This is a genomic window from Pseudacidovorax sp. RU35E, from assembly GCF_900156165.1.
Lineage (GTDB): Bacteria > Pseudomonadota > Gammaproteobacteria > Burkholderiales > Burkholderiaceae_C > Xenophilus.
Map to the genome: position 1 here is coordinate 1 of NZ_FTMY01000016.1, position 15,885 is coordinate 15,885.

15 protein-coding genes are annotated in these 15,885 nt (G+C 68.1%); 5 read left to right on the plus strand and 10 right to left on the minus strand.

Annotated features, from left to right (window positions below; genetic code table 11):
- Positions 1-197 precede the first annotated feature (197 nt).
- Positions 198-1,118, minus strand: a complete 921-nt coding sequence (locus BXA03_RS23190) for an MBL fold metallo-hydrolase (RefSeq protein ID WP_234983807.1) — start codon at positions 1,116-1,118, stop codon at positions 198-200.
- Positions 1,119-1,128: 10 nt separating this feature from the next.
- Complete coding sequence (locus BXA03_RS23195) at positions 1,129-2,832, minus strand: AMP-binding protein (protein WP_076511560.1); 1,704 nt, start codon at positions 2,830-2,832, stop codon at positions 1,129-1,131.
- A 90-nt stretch (positions 2,833-2,922) separates the two neighbouring features.
- Between BXA03_RS23195 and BXA03_RS23200 the strand changes: the two genes are divergently transcribed.
- The 5 genes from BXA03_RS23200 (at position 2,923) to lnt (ending at position 7,767) form a co-directional block, all read left to right on the plus strand.
- Entirely contained in the window at positions 2,923-3,816 is an 894-nt protein-coding gene (locus tag BXA03_RS23200; protein WP_076511561.1) for an esterase/lipase family protein, read from the plus strand.
- An 88-nt stretch (positions 3,817-3,904) separates the two neighbouring features.
- A complete protein-coding gene (locus BXA03_RS23205; RefSeq protein ID WP_076511562.1) occupies positions 3,905-4,378 on the plus strand; it encodes an Lrp/AsnC family transcriptional regulator in 474 nt (157 codons plus the stop codon).
- A gap of 115 nt (positions 4,379-4,493) precedes the next feature.
- Positions 4,494-5,240, plus strand: a complete 747-nt coding sequence (locus tag BXA03_RS23210) for a GNAT family N-acetyltransferase (protein ID WP_369822463.1) — start codon at positions 4,494-4,496, stop codon at positions 5,238-5,240.
- Between the two features lie 101 nt (positions 5,241-5,341).
- Entirely contained in the window at positions 5,342-6,220 is an 879-nt protein-coding gene (locus BXA03_RS23215) for an HlyC/CorC family transporter (RefSeq protein WP_076511563.1), read from the plus strand.
- Entirely contained in the window at positions 6,220-7,767 is a 1,548-nt protein-coding gene (lnt, locus tag BXA03_RS23220; protein WP_076511564.1) for an apolipoprotein N-acyltransferase, read from the plus strand. Before BXA03_RS23215 ends, lnt begins: the two co-directional genes overlap by 1 nt.
- 56 nt (positions 7,768-7,823) lie before the next feature.
- Here lnt and BXA03_RS23225 read toward each other — a convergent pair whose 3' ends face one another.
- The 8 genes from BXA03_RS23225 to BXA03_RS23260 all read right to left on the minus strand — a co-directional run bounded on the left by BXA03_RS23225 (position 7,824) and on the right by BXA03_RS23260 (position 15,738).
- Complete coding sequence (locus BXA03_RS23225) at positions 7,824-9,179, minus strand: FAD-binding oxidoreductase (RefSeq protein ID WP_076511565.1); 1,356 nt, start codon at positions 9,177-9,179, stop codon at positions 7,824-7,826.
- Positions 9,180-9,219: 40 nt separating this feature from the next.
- Positions 9,220-10,143 carry an ABC transporter permease gene (locus tag BXA03_RS23230; protein ID WP_083716373.1) on the minus strand — a complete coding sequence of 308 codons (924 nt, stop codon included), beginning with the start codon at positions 10,141-10,143 and terminating at the stop codon, positions 9,220-9,222.
- A gap of 73 nt (positions 10,144-10,216) precedes the next feature.
- The gene (locus tag BXA03_RS23235; protein WP_076511566.1) at positions 10,217-11,035 is read right to left on the minus strand and encodes an ABC transporter ATP-binding protein; all 819 of its coding nucleotides are present in this window, start codon (positions 11,033-11,035) and stop codon (positions 10,217-10,219) included.
- Positions 11,032-12,033, minus strand: a complete 1,002-nt coding sequence (locus BXA03_RS23240) for an ABC transporter substrate-binding protein (protein WP_369822464.1) — start codon at positions 12,031-12,033, stop codon at positions 11,032-11,034. Before BXA03_RS23240 ends, BXA03_RS23235 begins: the two co-directional genes overlap by 4 nt.
- Positions 12,034-12,141: 108 nt before the next feature.
- Positions 12,142-12,996 carry a creatininase family protein gene (locus BXA03_RS23245; protein WP_076511567.1) on the minus strand — a complete coding sequence of 285 codons (855 nt, stop codon included), beginning with the start codon at positions 12,994-12,996 and terminating at the stop codon, positions 12,142-12,144.
- 29 nt (positions 12,997-13,025) lie between these two features.
- Positions 13,026-14,321, minus strand: a complete 1,296-nt coding sequence (locus BXA03_RS23250) for an amidohydrolase family protein (RefSeq protein ID WP_076511568.1) — start codon at positions 14,319-14,321, stop codon at positions 13,026-13,028.
- Between the two features lie 51 nt (positions 14,322-14,372).
- The gene (locus BXA03_RS23255) at positions 14,373-14,960 is read right to left on the minus strand and encodes an NAD(P)H-dependent oxidoreductase (RefSeq protein WP_076511569.1); all 588 of its coding nucleotides are present in this window, start codon (positions 14,958-14,960) and stop codon (positions 14,373-14,375) included.
- 97 nt (positions 14,961-15,057) lie between these two features.
- Positions 15,058-15,738 carry a TetR family transcriptional regulator C-terminal domain-containing protein gene (locus BXA03_RS23260; RefSeq protein WP_234983808.1) on the minus strand — a complete coding sequence of 227 codons (681 nt, stop codon included), beginning with the start codon at positions 15,736-15,738 and terminating at the stop codon, positions 15,058-15,060.
- Between the last annotated feature and the right edge of the window lie 147 nt (positions 15,739-15,885).

The window sequence follows — 15,885 nt, forward strand, 5'->3', positions numbered from 1 at the left end:
ATGATAGTGCGGACTCCCGTGTGAAAGTAGGTCATCGTCAGGCTCTTACAGCCCTCAAAAAGCCCCTCAGCCCTCGCTGCGGGGCTTTTTGTTTTTGTCACCTACGCTGACGCGAATCCGGCTTCATTTCAGTTAAGGCGAAAACTGAGCCTGTCTGGGGCGCAATACCTCCAGCACGTTGCCGGTCAGACCACAGTTCAACTCACGTCTTCGATCCAGGCTCCGCTTCGCCGTGCGGCGCCGCTCCTGATCAGACTCTCCAGCGCCCGCGTCACAAGCGCGGCGCTTGGCTCGGACGCAAAGTACCTCTGGCTCAGCCCACGCCCATGCGGCATGCACAGCGCCCACTTCAACAGCGAACTGCGCTCCATGCGCCCCTGCTCCAGCAACTTGAACTTCAGCAGCACTTTCAGTGCGTGCCACGCGTGGGACTGCGGGTCGCTCCGCTGCTGATGAAGGCGGCGCCTCGCGCGGGCGAGTGCTTCTTCGACATCGACGAACACCGGACCGTGGCCTGGGATCACGATCTTCGGCGCGAGGCTTTCGATCACATCGAGCGTGGCAGCGACGTCGGCAAAGCCCCCTGCGCCATCGAGTTCGGGAAAGACCACGCCATAGCCATGCTGCCAAAGTGCGTCCGCTGAAATGAGGATGCCATTCGTCTTCTCGAAGAACAGCACCTCGTCCGGATCATGGCCAGCACCGCCGACGACCAGCCATGTCAGATCACCCATCTCCACCATATCGCCGGGGCGCAATCCATCATGGGCCTGAAACGGTGGGCATTGTTGGCCTGTCGCTTGGTAGGTCAGCACGTCTTCCCGCCATGCCTGGACGTCGGCCAGCTGCGTATACGGAACGCTGATGCTCAGTGCCGGGTAGCGCTGTTTCAGCTGCGCGTTGCCGCCGCAATGGTCGCTGTGTAGATGGGTGTTGACGATCCGGTCGAGGGGCCGGCGCTGCAGCGCGTCCTCCACCAACGCCACTGTCTGCGCACCGTGGGTGCAGTAGCCCGAGTCGACCAGAACGGCTTCGTGCGAACCGGTCAAAAGGACGTTATTGGACGACAGCCATCCCCGCTCGAAGACGGTGATCTGCGCAGGCAAGGCCGCAACCACGCAGCTCACTTCAGTGCGCGGGGCTGCTGCGGGTGGTTTGTCGAAGCTCCCGACGAAGAATCTTGCCCACATTCGTCTTGGGCAGGGCGTCGCGAAATTCGATGTACTTGGGCCGCTTGTAGCCCGTGAACTGCGCTTGGCAGTAACGCATCAGGGCGTCCTCGTCCAACTGCGCGTCCTTGCGCACGACGAAGACCTTGATCGCTTCACCCTGCTTGTCATCTGCAACGCCGACGGCAGCACATTCGAGCACCCCTGGGCACAGCGAGATGACGTTCTCCAACTCGTTCGGAAAGACGTTGAAGCCGCTCACCAGGATCATGTCTTTCTTGCGGTCGATGATGCGAGCCTGGCCATCGGGCTGCATGACGGCGATGTCGCCGGTGCGCATGAACCCGTCAGGTGTGAACGCGGCCGCCGTCTCCTCGGGCTGACCGTAGTAGCCGGTCATCACGTTCGGGCCCTTGATGCACAGCTCGCCCGACTCTCCATGCGGCAGGGTGTGCCCTTCATCGTCCTTGATGGCGATCTCGATCCCGGGCAGCGGCAGGCCGATGGTCCCAGAGAAGCTCGTGTTGGTGACGGGATTGTTGGTGCCGATCGCGCAGGTCTCGCTCATGCCCCAGCCTTCGATCATGGGACAGCCGGTGGCCTCGAACCACGCCCGCGCGGTGCCCTCGGAAGCGGCCATGCCGCCGGCCTGCGAGATGACGAGCTGCGAGCAGTCCACGTTCTTGAACTCTGGGTGCGCGAGCAGCGCATTGAACAGCGTGTTGACGGCCGGCAGCACGTGAAAGGGCCGCTTCTTGAGCACGTCGACAAACTTGCCCACGTCTCGGGGGTTGGGGACCAGCGTCATGTGTGAGCCTTGTCGAATCGCGAGCATGCACAGCGTGAGCGCGAAGATGTGATACAGCGGCAGGGCCGCGATACCGTTGATGCGCGCGGGATCCCCCACCTTGGCCATCGCCGGCGCGAACCAGGCTTCGGCCTGCAGCGTCGCCGCAATGATGTTCCGGTGCGTGAGGATCGCGCCTTTGGAGCGGCCCGTCGTCCCGCCCGTGTACTGGAGGAAGGCCGTGGAATCGAGCGTGCATGCGTCGGCAGCGAGTGTCCGGCCCTGTCCCTTCGACATCGCCTCGGACCACGTGCTGACGCTGTGCTCGCTGTCGATCGGCAGCTTGAAGGGGGGCACCATCTTGGCAAGATGCCGTACGGCCGTGGTGATCCAGGTGCCGTACAGCCCCCCGAGTTCATCGCCCATCGCCGTGAGCAGCACATGGCGCACCGGTGTACGCAGCAGCACCGGCTCCAGCGTGGCTGCAAAGTTCTCGAGGAGGATGATGGCACTCGCGCCCGAGTCGCTCAGTTGATGCTCCAGCTCACGCGGCGTGTAGAGCGGATTGACATTCACGCAGGTGTAGCCCGCGCGCAGCACGGCGATCATCGCGATGGCGAACTGGGGGATGTTGGGCAGCATCAGCGCTACGCGTGCGCCCCGTTCGAGCCCCAGCGACTGGAGCCAGCAGCCCAAGGTGCGGGACAGCACGTCCAGCTCTCCGTAGCTCATCCAGCGCTCCATGCATACCGAAAAGGGCCGATTGCCATGGGCCTTGAACGAGGCCTCGAACAGTTGGTTGAGCGAGCAGTACTGCGCCGGGTCCACCTCGAAAGGCACTCCGGGCGGGTAGTAGGGGAGGGTGGACGGATGCATGCGGTCTCCAGACTCTGTTTGCCGCATTGTGGAATGTCAGCGTGACCCTTCGTCCCCGGGCTTGCCCGAAGCGCGTGCGATCATGGCGCGATGATCGCGAGATGGCAGCGCTGGTTCGTGGTGGTCTGGTGCCTCACGGCATTGGGCTGGACGACATTCGCCGCGCAGCATTCCGTCGGATGGCTTGTTGGCGGCTGGGCGGTGCTGGTCGGTGGCCATGCACTGGTGCTGGCCGCGGAATTCGTGGCGAGCGCACTCGTCAATCGGCGCGAAGAGGGGCCCCACGCCAGCGCCAGCGACCTGCTGCGCGCCTGGTGGGCAGAGTGCCTGCTGTCACCACGCATCTGGGCATGGCGACAGCCCTTTCGATCGACCGCCCTTCCGGACCATTTCCCGGCAACGGATGGCCGACGGGGCGTTGTCCTCATCCACGGCTTCTCATGCAACCGTGGCTTCTGGCTGCCTTGGCTGCAGCGCCTGACCTCGCAGGGGCGCTACGTCGTCGCGGTGGATCTCGAGCCGCCGCTCGGCAGCCTGGACGGCTTCGTCCAGACCGTCGATGAAGCCATACGGCAGGTTCGCACCGCGACGGGCCTCCCGCCCATGGTGGTGGCCCACAGCATGGGCGGGCTCGTGGCCCGTGCCTGGTGGTGCCGCACCCGCGGCGCGCAGCCGGTCCACCGCATCGTGACGCTGGGCACCCCGCACGCGGGCACGTGGACCGCGCGCATCGGGCGGGCTGCGAGCAGCCTGGAGATGCGCATCGGCAGTCCCTGGCTGGCGGCCCTGGCGCATGCGCAACAGGGCTGCGAACCAGCGCGCTTCACCTGCTGGTTCTCCAACTGCGACAACATGGTGTTCCCCATGCACACGGCCACATTGCCGGGCGCCGACAACCGGCCTGCGCACGGGCTGGCGCATGTGGAACTGGCGTTCGACGCCGCCGTCATGAACGGGACGTTGGCACTCCTGGACGAGGATTGAGGCCGCCACCCCGCCGGTCGCCAGCGCGCGGCCGCCACGGCCGATGGGAACGCTCGCCGCTGCGCGCGATCGCGGCAAGAATCCACCCATGCACGCACTCGACAAGCAGGACCGGCTCATCCTCCAGCTGCTCCAGGCCGATGGCCGGGCCACCTACGAACAGATCGCCGAGCAGGTCAGCCTCTCGCCCAGCGCCGTGTTGCGCCGCGTCCGGCGGCTGGAAGAGAGCGGTGTGGTCGACCGCTATGTCGCCCTCGTGCGGCCGGAGGCCGTGGGGTTGGGCCTCACGGCCTACCTCAACGTGCGCCTCGAAAAGCACACCGAAACCCACAAGCGCAACCCGATGGACCTGTTCCGCGCCAGCATCCAGGCATGGCCCGAGGTGGTGGAATGCAGCGCACTGACAGGCGAGATGGACTACCTGCTGCGGGTCGTCGTCGCCGACATGGCGCATTACAGCCGCTTCATCATGGACACCCTGCTCAAGCACCCCAGCGTTCAGGACTGCAAGACCAGCTTTGTGCTCGACCGGGTGAAAGCGACGACGGCCGTGCCGGTGTGATCTTGGTGGCCAAAGGTTGCTGCGCCGCAACATTCACGCGGATGCCCTCACCCCGTGACCGGTTGGCGACAGCGCCCCGCCTGCATCCATAGGGAAAACCCTTATGATCGACCCTATGTTCCCCAAGGCTCTCGTTCAGACCGTGCGTGCTGGCGTGCAGTTGCTGCGCCCCGGCGTGGTCGCTGCCGATCCTGCGACCGCCGGCACGGCCCGCCCCCTGCGGCCCCGTCCCGCGGCGGGGATGGTTCCGATCCGGTCCGTCGGGCCCCGCGAACGTCACCGAATCCTGTCCCACCTGCTGGCGCTGTCGCAACGCGACCGGTACCTGCGCTTCGGCTATGCCGCATCGGACGAACAGGTCCAGCGCTATGTCGATGGTCTCGACTTCCAGCGGGACGAGATCTTCGGCATCTACAACCGCCGCCTTGAGATCATCGCGATGGCCCACCTTGCCTTCGCGCCGACGGGCCAGGATGGCAGCTGCGCGGAGTTTGGCGTCTCCGTATCAGAGCATGCCCGTGGCCGCGGCTATGGCGCGCGTCTGTTCGAGCGGGCCGTGACCGTTGCGCGCAACGAAGGCGTGAGCATGCTGTTCATCCACGCCCTGAGCGAGAACACGGCCATGCTGAAGATCGCACGCAACGCAGGCGCCACCGTGGTGCGCAGCGGTTCGGAGTCCGAGGCCCACCTCGAGCTGCCTGCCGCCGACTTCGACAGCCGCGTCTCCGGCATCGCACTCGACCAATTCGGCGAAGTCGACTTCCAGCTCAAGGCGCGGGCCCATCAGTTCTGGACCTTCCTGGCCGGTCTGCAGGAAGTGCGCTCCGGCGTGCGTGAAGCGCGCCAGCGCTCGGCCCCCTGAACGGATGACCGCCCGCGCGCTGCTCGCGCAGGCGACGGCTGACACGAGGCCGCCAAGGCATTCCGGTATCCTAGGCATCCCTCAACTACCGCCCTCACGCAGTGGCCGACCCCCACCCTGAACGCGCCTCCCATCCCCGGGACGACAAGCGCGGCCTGCTCCAGAAGATTGCCGAATTCATCCATCCCGGACCGGATTCGCGCGACGAACTGATCGAAACCCTCGCCGACGCCGAAGACAACGACATCATCGGCCCTGATTCCCGCGTGATGCTCGAAGGCGTGCTGCGCATGGCCGACATGACGGCCGGCGACGTGATGGTGGCAGCCCCGCGCATGGATCTCATCGACATCGACGCGGCCTACGAGGACATCCTCTACCTCGTCATCGACACCGCGCACTCGCGCTTCCCGGTCTACGAGGGCGAGAAGGAAAACATCATCGGCATCCTGCTGGCGAAGGACCTGCTCAAGCTGCAGCGCTCGCCGGAGCTGAACATACGTGCCCTGTTGCGTCCCGCCACGTTCGTACCCGAGAGCAAGGGCCTGAACGACCTGCTGCGCGAGTTCCGGGGCAACCGCAACCACCTGGCGGTGGTGATCGACGAATTCGGCCGCGTGGCCGGCCTCATCACCATCGAGGACGTGCTGGAGCAGATCGTCGGCGAGATCGAGGACGAGTTCGACATCGCCGAGGACGAGGGCGACATCTTCGGCCTGGCCGACCACACCTACCGCGTGAGCGGTGACACGCCCATCGAGCGCGTGGCCGAAGCCTTTGGCATCCAGTTCAGCGAAGAGCAGCAGTCCGAGGACTTCGAGACCATCGGCGGGCTCATCGCGCACGAGATGGGCCATGTGCCCAAGCGCGGCGAACGCCACGAGGTGGGCGGCTTCGACTTCGTGGTGATGCACACCCGTGGTGGCGCGGTGCGCTGGTTCAAGGTCTCGCCCGCACGGGCCGAAGACACCACCGCCTGATGCGCGCGCGCCGCCTCCCGGCCTATGCGCTGGCCGGTCTGGCCCAGGCGGCGTCGATGGCCTGGCCCTGGGGCGGCGAGCCGCTGTGGTGGCTGCAACTGCTGTCCCTGGCCGCGCTGGTTTTGCTGCTCGACGGCGAACAACGCCAAGGCCGTGGCTGGCGCATGCCGGCCCTGGGCGCCTGGCTCTATGCCACCGCGTGGTTGTGCGGCACCTTCTGGTGGCTCTTCATCTCCATGAACACCTACGGCGGCCTGCCGGCGCCGCTGGCAGCGCTGGCCGTGCTGTTCCTGGGTGGCGGGCTGGCGACCTACTACGGTGTGGCTGGCGGCCTGTGGGGCTGGCTGGCACCGCGGCTTTCCGCCGGAGGCCGTACGCTGCTCTTTGCCGCCCTCTGGACATTGGCCGAGCTGGTGCGAGGCAGCCTGTTCACCGGCTTTCCATGGGGCGCCGGCGGCTATGCGCACGTGGACGGGCCGCTGGCGGGCTATGCGCCGTGGGTGGGCGTCTATGGTCTCGGCACCGCGGCAGCTGCCATTGCGGCCTGTGCGGGCCTGTGGACGAGCCGGCGTCGCATGTGGGCTCTGCCGCTCACGGCCGCGGCGCTGATCGCGCTGCCACAGGCCCTGGGTCTCGTGCGCAGCGACGGTGGACCGAGGGCCAGCACCGGCCCGCTGAAAGTCGCTCTGCTCCAGGGCAATATCCCGCAGGACGAGAAATTCATTCCGGGCGCTGGCATCGACACCGCGCTTCGCTGGTACGGCGAGCAACTGCAGAAGAGCCGGGCCGCCTTGGTCGTCACGCCCGAAACTGCGCTCCCCTTGCTTCCGCGCCAATTGCCCGAGGGCTACCTGGGAGCCATTGCGCAGCGCTACGCACAGGGCGATCAGGCCGCCATCGTCGGCGTGCCGATGGAGGACGGCCCGGGCCGCTATGCCAACTCGGTGCTCGGCTTCGGCCCCGGGCTTGCCGAGCGACCGTACCGCTACGACAAGCACCACCTGGTGCCCTTCGGTGAATTCATCCCCTGGGGCTTCCGCTGGTTCACCGACATGATGAACATTCCGCTCGCCGACTTCGGCCGCGGCGGGCTTCCCCAGCGCAGCTTCGACTGGCAGGGCCAGCGCATCGCGCCCAACATCTGCTACGAGGATCTGTTCGGCGACGAGATCGGCGCCGGCTTCCGCGATGCCGCCGCTGCGCCGACCGTGCTGCTCAACGTGAGCAACATCGCCTGGTTCGGCGACACGGTGGCCATCGACCAGCACCGCGCCATCTCGCGCATGCGGGCACTCGAATTCGAGCGCCCCATGCTGCGGGCCACCAACACCGGCGCGACGGTGGTGATCGACCACCGCGGCCGCGTGACGCACGAACTGCCCCGCCTCACGCGCGGCGTGCTGGAGGCCGAAGTCGAAGGTCGCAGCAACATCACGCCCTTCGCCTGGTGGGTGTCGCGCTTCGGACTGGCGCCGCTGTGGCTGTTGTCGCTGGCCGTGCTGGGGCTGGCGGTCTGGCGGGCGCGACGGACACCTGAACGCACCTGATATCGACAGGCCGGAGAGCAGGCCGACGCGGATCAATTCACCCGAGAGGGACCCGCTCAGCGCACGGGAAAGTGCCGCAGCTTGCCCGGGTTCAGCAGCCCCAGCGGATCGAAGCGCCGCTTGACCGCCACCACCTCCTCCGGCAGGTCGCCGCCGGCCTTGCCGTCCTCGACGATGAAGGTGTGCGGGTTGTTGATGCGCACGCCGAATTCGCGGTGCTCGCGGATGATCTCGGCCAGCCGCTCTTCGGTCGTGAAGCGCACCAGTTGCAGCGCGCTGCAGCTCATCTGGCCGTCCATCGTGCGCAGGAACTCGGCGTGCATGAACACCTCGCCGGCATAGCGCTTCGTCAGCTCGGTGATCTGCTGCACATGCTGGCCGGCGGTGAAGCTGGTCTGCAGGTAGGTGAGGGTCTTGTCCACCTTCAGCGCATGCAGCGTGGTGTGGTTCCAGGTGAACTCCATCAGCGTCTTGTGGCTGCGCGCCACTTCGTCCGCGGTGCGGCGGTAGCTGACGGTGCCGCCGCGGGCCGCCACCATCTCGTTCATCGCTTCCTCGCCCGGCTCGGCCACCAGCGAGAGCACGGCGTGGCAGCCCTTGGGCAGGTGCTCGGCCAGCTGCGAAAGATAGTCCGGCACGGGGCTGGCGAAGAAGGCGACCTCGCGCTTGGACAGGCCGGGCGCACGCGCCAGTTCGTCGGCGAAGGCAATGGCCTGGTCGAAGTCGCTGAAGGTGACCAGCGTTTCCAGCCAGGGCTGGCAGGGCGCGAGACCGACCTCGATCTCCAGCACCAGGCCGTTGGTGCCCCACAGGTGGTGCATGCGCATCGCCTCGGCGCCGCGCAGCTCGACGATCTGCGGCTCGGGCTCGATGGTCATGGCCCGGATGCCCAGCACGTTGCCGGGCGCGGCCAGCGGGCCGTGGTTGATCGAACCGACGCCGCCGAAGCCGCCGCCGAAGAGCCCGCCCAACGTGGCGCTGCGGAAGGTGGAGGGCACGCAGCGCAGCTCCCAGCCGGTGGGGCGCGTGGCCTTCTCCAGCTCGTTCAGCCGGATGCCGGCCTGGGCGCGGGCCACGCCGGGTCGCGTCCACAGCACGCCGTTGTAGCCGGTCATGTCCAGCACCACGCCGCCGGCCAGCGGCGTCGTCTGCCCATAGTTGCCGGTGCCGCTGCCGCGGATGGTGAGCGGCAGCTTGAGCCTCGCGCAGGCGGCCACCAGGCGGCGGATCTCGTCCTCGGTGCGGGGCCGGACCACGCTGTCGGCCACCTTGCCTTCGAGCTGGCGCTTGAGCACCGGACTGAACCAGGAGAAGTCCTGCGACAGCCGCTCGATGCGGTTGGGGTCGGTGATCCAGTCCAGGTCGGGCAGTTCGATGTGCAGCTGCTCGATGGCGTGCAGGCGGGCGTTCATGGTCAAGGGGTCCTCGGAATCGGATTCAGTCGTGCTGCATTCAGTCGTGCGACAGCTCGCTGGCGTGCCAGCCGCCCAGCGCCACGCGCGTGAGCCAAGCCATGGCGGCGAAGAGCGCCACGCCGGTCAGCGAGATGAGCAGCAGGGCCGCGAACATGCGCGGAATGTTCAGCTGGTAGCCCGCCATCAGGATCTGGTAGGCCAGGCCGGTCGCGTTGCCGCCGGTGCCGGCGACGAATTCCGCCACCACGGCGCCGATCAGCGCCAGGCCGCTGGAGATGCGCAGGCCACCGAAGAAGTAGGGCAGCGCGCTCGGGATGCGCAGGCGCATGAGCGTCTGCAACCGCGTCGCGCGGTTCATGCGGAAGTAGGCCTGCAGGTCGGGGTCGATGCTGCGCAGGCCCAGCGTGGTGTTGGAGATGATGGGGAACAGTGCCACCAGCGCCGCGCAGATCACCAGCGAGGCCGTGGGCTCCTTCACCCAGATGATGATCAGTGGCGCCACGGCCACGATGGGCGTGACCTGCAGCAGCACCGCGTACGGGAACAGCGCCGTCTCGATCAGGCGGCTCTGCACGAAGAGGAAGGAGATCAGCACGCCCACCACCGTGGCGACCACGAAGGACAGCACCGTGATCTTGAGCGTGACCAGCAGCGCGCCGCCCAGCACGGCCCAGTCGGTGACCAGCGTCTGCAGCATCAGCACCGGCGAGGGCACGAGGTAGGGCGGCAGCTCCATGCCGACGACCAGCGCCTGCCAGCCGCCCAGCAGCACCAGGCCGACGATCAGCGGCAGCAGGATGCGCTGCACGCGCGGCTGGCGCAGCAGCGGCACGCGGGCCGCGCGTGCGGGCGGACGTTGCGGCGCAGGCGCGAAAGCGGCGGGTGCCGGCGCGGCAACGGCGGGCGAAGCCGCCGGGGCGTCGGAAGGCGCCGGCGCGGCGGCGTTCCAGGTGATGCTCATGGGATCGATCTCCGTGGCGGCCACAGCCGCCGGTCTGCGTGGCGAAAGCGGCGGGCGCGGGCGCCCGCCACGGTCAGGCCGTGTGTTCCTCGTCGGTGTTCTGGCTCGCGGCCAGCAGGCTGCGCTGCAGGTGCTTGGCGTAGTGCTGGAACTGCGAGGACACCATGAACTCGGCGCTGCGCGGATAGGGCTCGTCGATGCGCACCTCTTCCACGATGCGGCCGGGGCGGGCGGCCATCATCACCACGCGGCTCGACAGGAACACCGCCTCGTGGATGGAGTGGGTGACGAACACCACCGTCAGCTTCTTCTTGCGCCAGAGTTCGAGCAGGTCGGCGTCGAGCTTGTGGCGCGTGATCTCGTCCAGCGCGCCGAAGGGCTCGTCCATCAGCAGCAGGTTGGGCTGCACCACCAGCCCGCGGGCGATGGAGACGCGCATCTGCATGCCGCCCGACAGCGCCCGCGGCAGGGCGTTGGCGAACTTCGCCAAGCCCACCAGTTCCAGCGCCTCGGCCACGCGGGCATCGGCTTCGGCGCGGGGCACCTTGGCCAGGTCCAGCGGCAGCCGCACATTGGCCTGCACCGTGGCCCAGGGCATGAGCGTGGGCGACTGGAACACGAAGGACATCTTCTGCGTGCTCTCGTGCATCTGCTGCACCGGCTTGCGCCACAGCAGCAGCCGGCCGTCGCTGGGTTCCAGCAGGCCGGCCACCATCTTCAGCAGCGTGCTCTTGCCGCAGCCCGAGGGGCCGAGCAGCGTGACGAACTCGCCTTCTTCGATGGTCAGGTCCACCGGCTGCAGCGCGACCGTGCCGTTGGGGTAGGTCTTCTGCGCCGACAGCACCTCGATGGCCGGCACGCCCGCGGCGGGCGCGTGGACGCGATCGGTCACGGCAGCACCTTGGCGTTGCGGGCCAGGTCCAGCTTGTAGGCTTTGGCCAGGTCCACCTTGGCAGGGTCGATGAATTTCTGGCCGACCAGGAAGTCGTAGTTGGCCTTGATGCGCGCCTCGGTCATGGTGCCGATACCGCTCTTGACGGCGTCGCCGGAACCGACGATGCCCATCTCCTTCATCTTGGCCACGCTGTAGGCGAGCTGGTCGTCGGTCATGTTCGGGTTATCCTTCTTGATGAGGGCATTGCCCGGCGCCGGGTCGGCCAGGTAGCTCTTCCAGCCTTCGGCCGAGGCCTTGACGAAATCGGCCACGGCCTTTGCGCGGTCGTTCACCGTCTTCTCCATGCAGGAGATGGTGGTGGCGTACGAGGGATAGCCATGGTCCGCCAGCAGGAAGGTGTTGGCCTTGGCGCCGGCCTTCTGGATGGCGTAGGGCTCGGAGGTCAGGTAGCCCTGCTGCACCATGTTCTTGTCGGCCAGGAAGGGCTGGATGTTGAAGGTGTAGGGCTTGGTCTGCGCATCGGTCAGGCCGTACTTGGACTTGACCCAGGCCCAGTAGCCCTGCTGCGCGCTGGCGGCGATGAGCACCGTCTTGGTCTTCATCTCTTCCATGGACTTCACGTCGTCATGGGCGATGAGCACCTGCGGGTCCTTCTGGAACAGCGCCGCCACGGTGACCACCGGCAGGCCGTTGTCGCGGGCCCGCATCATCTGCAGGTCGCTGGAGCCCATCACGCAGTCGGCCTGGCCGGCGCCCATGATCTGCAGGATGTTGACCTGCGGGCCGCCCATCTTGACGGTCACGTCCAGACCGTACTTCTTGTAGATGCCCGTGGCCACCGCCTGGTAGAAGCCGCCGTGTTCGGCCTGCGCGTACCAGTTGGTCATGTAGGTGAACTTTTCCTCGGCCTGGGCGCCGGAGGCGGCGAGCGCTAGGACGGCGGCGCCCAGGGCCAGGGCGGATTGCGAAGCGAGGCGGGTGAAGCGGTGGTTCAAGGCAGGGCTCCTGGAAAGGTCGGACAAATCAGTACGGGGATGGGGACGAAAAGGGGGCGCGGGCCGGTGCGTTTCCCAAGCAAGAGCCGCACCGTTCGGCAAATGGCGTCAGCGGGCGCTCTCGATGTGACCCGTGAACTGACCTCGCTCCCAGGTGGGCTCCTCGCGCACCAGCCAGCGCAGTTGGTAGAGCTCGGTCAGCGCTTGGACCCAGCTGTCGGCCAGCGTGTCCAGGATCTCCTGGCCCTGCTCGCGCGTGGCGCTGGTGGGGTCGCCGATGACGCCGCTGGGGCCGAAGTCGCGTGCCGTCCAGGCGCAGGCGGGGCGGCCGTCGGGCGAGAGCAGCTTGATGGGGAAGGGCGGTGGAAAGTTGGCGGCGGCGCGCTCCATGTGCACCGTCTCGGGCGCCAGGGCCAGCATGAGCGCGGTCTCGGAATGGCCGGCGTGCATGGAGAGCTTCTTCTCCTGCTCGCTGACCTGCTTGCTGGCCGCGCTGGGCAGGCGGCTCACGCCATGGGGCACGACCACGAAGTCGCCGTGGCGCAGCCGAAGCTCGCGCGCGGCCATCTCCAGCACCTGCGGCTGGCCGCCATGGCCGTTGGCCAGCAGCAGCTTGCGAAAGCCCGCGCGGTAGACCGACTCGCCGATTTCGGTGACGTTGGCGAGCAGCGTGGTGCCGGTCAGCGTCATCGTGCCGGGAAAGTGCAGGTGCTCTTCCGACTTGCCATAGGTGATGGGTGGCAGCGCGAAAGCGCGCACCGAGGCCGGCAGCCGGCGTAGCGCTTCGCCCATCACGCCGGAGGCGATCACGCTGTCGACCGAGCAGGGCAGGTGCGGGCCGTGCTGCTCGATGGCGCCGCAGGGCAGCACGATCACGGTGTTCTCGCGGTCGGGCAGCTGGTCGATCTCGGTCCAGCTCAGATAGGGCAGGAAGCGGTGCGGAGGGATGTAGCCGTGCAGCATGGCGGGAGTCCTTGTTCGGGGAAGGCGTGTCAGGCGGTGGCGGCGGCCCGGGGCGGCAGGAAGGCCGCCGGCGCTGCGCCATGGGCCATGCCGGTGCGCAGCACCACGCGCGTGCCGGTGCGCGAGGGCCAGGCGCTGGCATCGGCCTGGGGAAAGATCAGCAGGTCGGCCGGCTGGCCTTGCAGCCGCGTGGGGCCGGGCGTGCCGCGGGCGAGGAAGTCGGCGCGGCACAGCGTGTCGGACCAGCGGTCGAAGGGGGCGTCCAGCTGGCCGGCGAGCACCGCCGCGGCCATGCCTTCGAGCGGGTCGTAGCTGCCGACGGGGCAGAACGGGTCCTGCACGTTGTCGCTGGCGAAGAGCAGCGGAATGCCGCGGGCGCGCGCCTCCTTCACCAGCGTCAGGCCGCGCTGGCGCGGCGTGCGGCCGGTGCGGGCGTCCTGCAGCAGCAGGTTGGTGATGGGCAGGCTGACCAGGGTGATGGGCGCGCGCGCCACCTCGTCCAGGATGGCGAGGGCGCGGGATTCGGGCATGGCCGCCAGCGCGCAGACGTGGCCGCAGACGATGCGGCCGGCAAAGCCCAGCGCGCGGGCGATGCGCGCCGTGCCGAGCAGGCCTTCAGCCTCGGCGTGCAGTTCCTCGTCCACATGCAGGTCCACGTCCAGGTCCTGCGCCTGGGCCGCCTGCAGCAGATGGCGCATGGCCTGGGCGTCCCAGTTGGTGGAGTGCACGAAGCCGCCCATCAGCGCATGCGGTCCGGTGGTCTTGACCTGTGCCGCCACGGTGCGGGCGGCAGCCGGGCCGGCAAAGCTGTCGAGCTTGGTGAGGCTCACCAGCTGCAGCGCGAGGCGGTCGGCCCAGTCGTGGGCCAGGCGGTCCAGCACCGGCCAGGCGCCCGGCAGCGGACCGATCTCGGACCAGTTGACGTGGGTGCGCAGCAGCGTGGTGCCGGCCTCCCAGGCCCACTGCAGGCCCTGGCTGGCGCGGGCATGGATGTCCTCGGGCGTCCAGCGGGCCATGTCGGCCACCGAGGCCTCGATGGCGCCGAGCAGGCCGGGCTGCACCTCGGGGATGCGCGCGAGGGTGAAGGTCTTGTCCAGGTGCACGTGGGCATCGACCAGGCCGGGCAGCACCAGGGCGCCGTGCAGGTTCCAGGCGTTGGGCTCGCAGGCGCGGTCGTCTTCGGGCGTCACGCTGCGCACGCGCCCCTGCGCCAGTTCGATGCGCGCCAGCGCGGTGCGGGTGGCCGTGTGCGGCCAGTCTTCGCCCAGCAGCCAGGCCGGCAGGCGGGCATGGCGCAGCACGGATGGCGTGGAATGCGCGGTCATGGCCGGGCCTCCGGTGCGCGGTATGCAGTGCGGGCGTGCATGGCGCGCTGCTCAGCGGAAGGCCGCCATGGCGGCGCCCACGCGGGCCTTGAAGCGGCCCAGCTGCGCCTCGGTCGCCACGTTCATGTGGTAGTGCGCGTGGTAGTCCACCCGCGCCTGGGCGGCCGTGAGCCGCTTCATGTAGCGGGTGATGATCTTGCGCGGCGGATCGCCCATGTACCAGGCCATCCAGCGCGGCCGGCCGTAGGTGACGACGGCGCTGATGCGCTTGATGTTGCGCAGCATCGGCCGGACGTTGGCCGGGTCGCTGATGTCGAAGGCCACGCCGGGCATCAGCAGGCGGTCGAACCAGCCCTTGAGCATCGCCGGCAGGCCGAAGCACCAGGTCGGGAAGCAGAACACGATGGCCTCGGCGCGCTCCAGCCGCTCGATGTAGGGCTGCAGCGGCACCCGGTTGGCGGGGACGTCGTGGTAGCCCAGGCGCTCGTCGCGCGACATCACCGGGTTGAAGCCCTCGGCATAGAGGTCGCAGTCGTCCACCTCGTGGCCCGCGGCGCGCAGGTTGCGCAGCACCTCCTGATGCATGGCCGAAGCGAAGCTGGTTTCGACTGGATGGCAGTAGACGACGAGCACGCGCATGGTGTTTGACCGATGAGTCAGAGCAATCGGTCAAATTAAGCACGTGGCGTGCCAGCGCAGATGCACCGGGGCGGTGCGGACGGTTAGGAGTCTGCAGTCAGGCGTCGGCCGGTACCGCCATGCCGCAGCCGGCGAGTACGAAGCCGATCAGCTCGCGCGCGATGGGCTCGCGGTCGATGTGCGCGTCCTCGGGCAGGCCGCCCATCGAGCGCACCTGCAGCGCGTAGTCGGCGTGGTACTGGGTCATGGCCCAGATGTGCTGCAGCAGCAGCCGGCCATCGAGCGGGCGCATCAGGCCGCGGGCAATCCAGCCGTCGATGATGTCGATCTTCTTCTGCGTCCACTGGCGCGACATGGGCCAGAAGCGCTCCAGGTTGCGGCCGCCGTCCAGCACCTCGCGGGTGAAGATGCGCGACATCTCCGGCTTGTCGAAGGCATGGTCCAGCTTCTGGCGCACATAGGCCGCGAGAACCCGGGCCGGGTCGTTGGCATGCTCGTCGAAGGAGAACACCACCTTCCATTCGTGCAGCACCTGCATCAGCAGCTCGGAATAGAGCTCTTCCTTGCCGGCGATGTAGTAGTGCAGCTGCGGCTTGGTCAGGCCCGCGCGCTGGGCGATGGCCTGGGTCGAGGTGCCCTTGAGGCCATGCAGGCTGAACTCGGTGATGGCCGCCGCGCGGATGGCCGCCAGGATGCGCTCGCGCCCGGGGCGTGCGCGCGACAGAGGCCCGTCGGGCGCGGGCATCTCCTGCGGGGGCGGGGTGCCGTCGGCAGGCATGTCGGGATCGGAGAGATGGAGAGGCACGGCGCAGCGCGAGGGCGGTCGAGAGTCGCGCGATGGTACTGCGGGGCATGGCTGGATGCCGCTTCGGCATCGACCCGGGCCGGCCGCGGCACAAATCATGAGTAGCGTTGCGGGCGGCCG

What these genes read in the sequence shown, in the direction of transcription:
- BXA03_RS23195 (WP_076511560.1), bottom strand. Translation starts at nt 2,832, where the DNA reads ATGCATCCGTCCACCCTCCCCTACTACCCGCCCGGAGTGCCTTTCGAG.
- BXA03_RS23200 (WP_076511561.1), top strand. Translation starts at nt 2,923, where the DNA reads ATGATCGCGAGATGGCAGCGCTGGTTCGTGGTGGTCTGGTGCCTCACG.
- BXA03_RS23205 (WP_076511562.1), top strand. Translation starts at nt 3,905, where the DNA reads ATGCACGCACTCGACAAGCAGGACCGGCTCATCCTCCAGCTGCTCCAG.
- BXA03_RS23210 (WP_369822463.1), top strand. Translation starts at nt 4,494, where the DNA reads ATGTTCCCCAAGGCTCTCGTTCAGACCGTGCGTGCTGGCGTGCAGTTG.
- lnt (WP_076511564.1), top strand. Translation starts at nt 6,220, where the DNA reads ATGCGCGCGCGCCGCCTCCCGGCCTATGCGCTGGCCGGTCTGGCCCAG.
- BXA03_RS23225 (WP_076511565.1), bottom strand. Translation starts at nt 9,179, where the DNA reads ATGAACGCCCGCCTGCACGCCATCGAGCAGCTGCACATCGAACTGCCC.
- BXA03_RS23230 (WP_083716373.1), bottom strand. Translation starts at nt 10,143, where the DNA reads ATGAGCATCACCTGGAACGCCGCCGCGCCGGCGCCTTCCGACGCCCCG.
- BXA03_RS23245 (WP_076511567.1), bottom strand. Translation starts at nt 12,996, where the DNA reads ATGCTGCACGGCTACATCCCTCCGCACCGCTTCCTGCCCTATCTGAGC.
- BXA03_RS23250 (WP_076511568.1), bottom strand. Translation starts at nt 14,321, where the DNA reads ATGACCGCGCATTCCACGCCATCCGTGCTGCGCCATGCCCGCCTGCCG.
- BXA03_RS23255 (WP_076511569.1), bottom strand. Translation starts at nt 14,960, where the DNA reads ATGCGCGTGCTCGTCGTCTACTGCCATCCAGTCGAAACCAGCTTCGCT.
- BXA03_RS23260 (WP_234983808.1), bottom strand. Translation starts at nt 15,738, where the DNA reads ATGCCTGCCGACGGCACCCCGCCCCCGCAGGAGATGCCCGCGCCCGAC.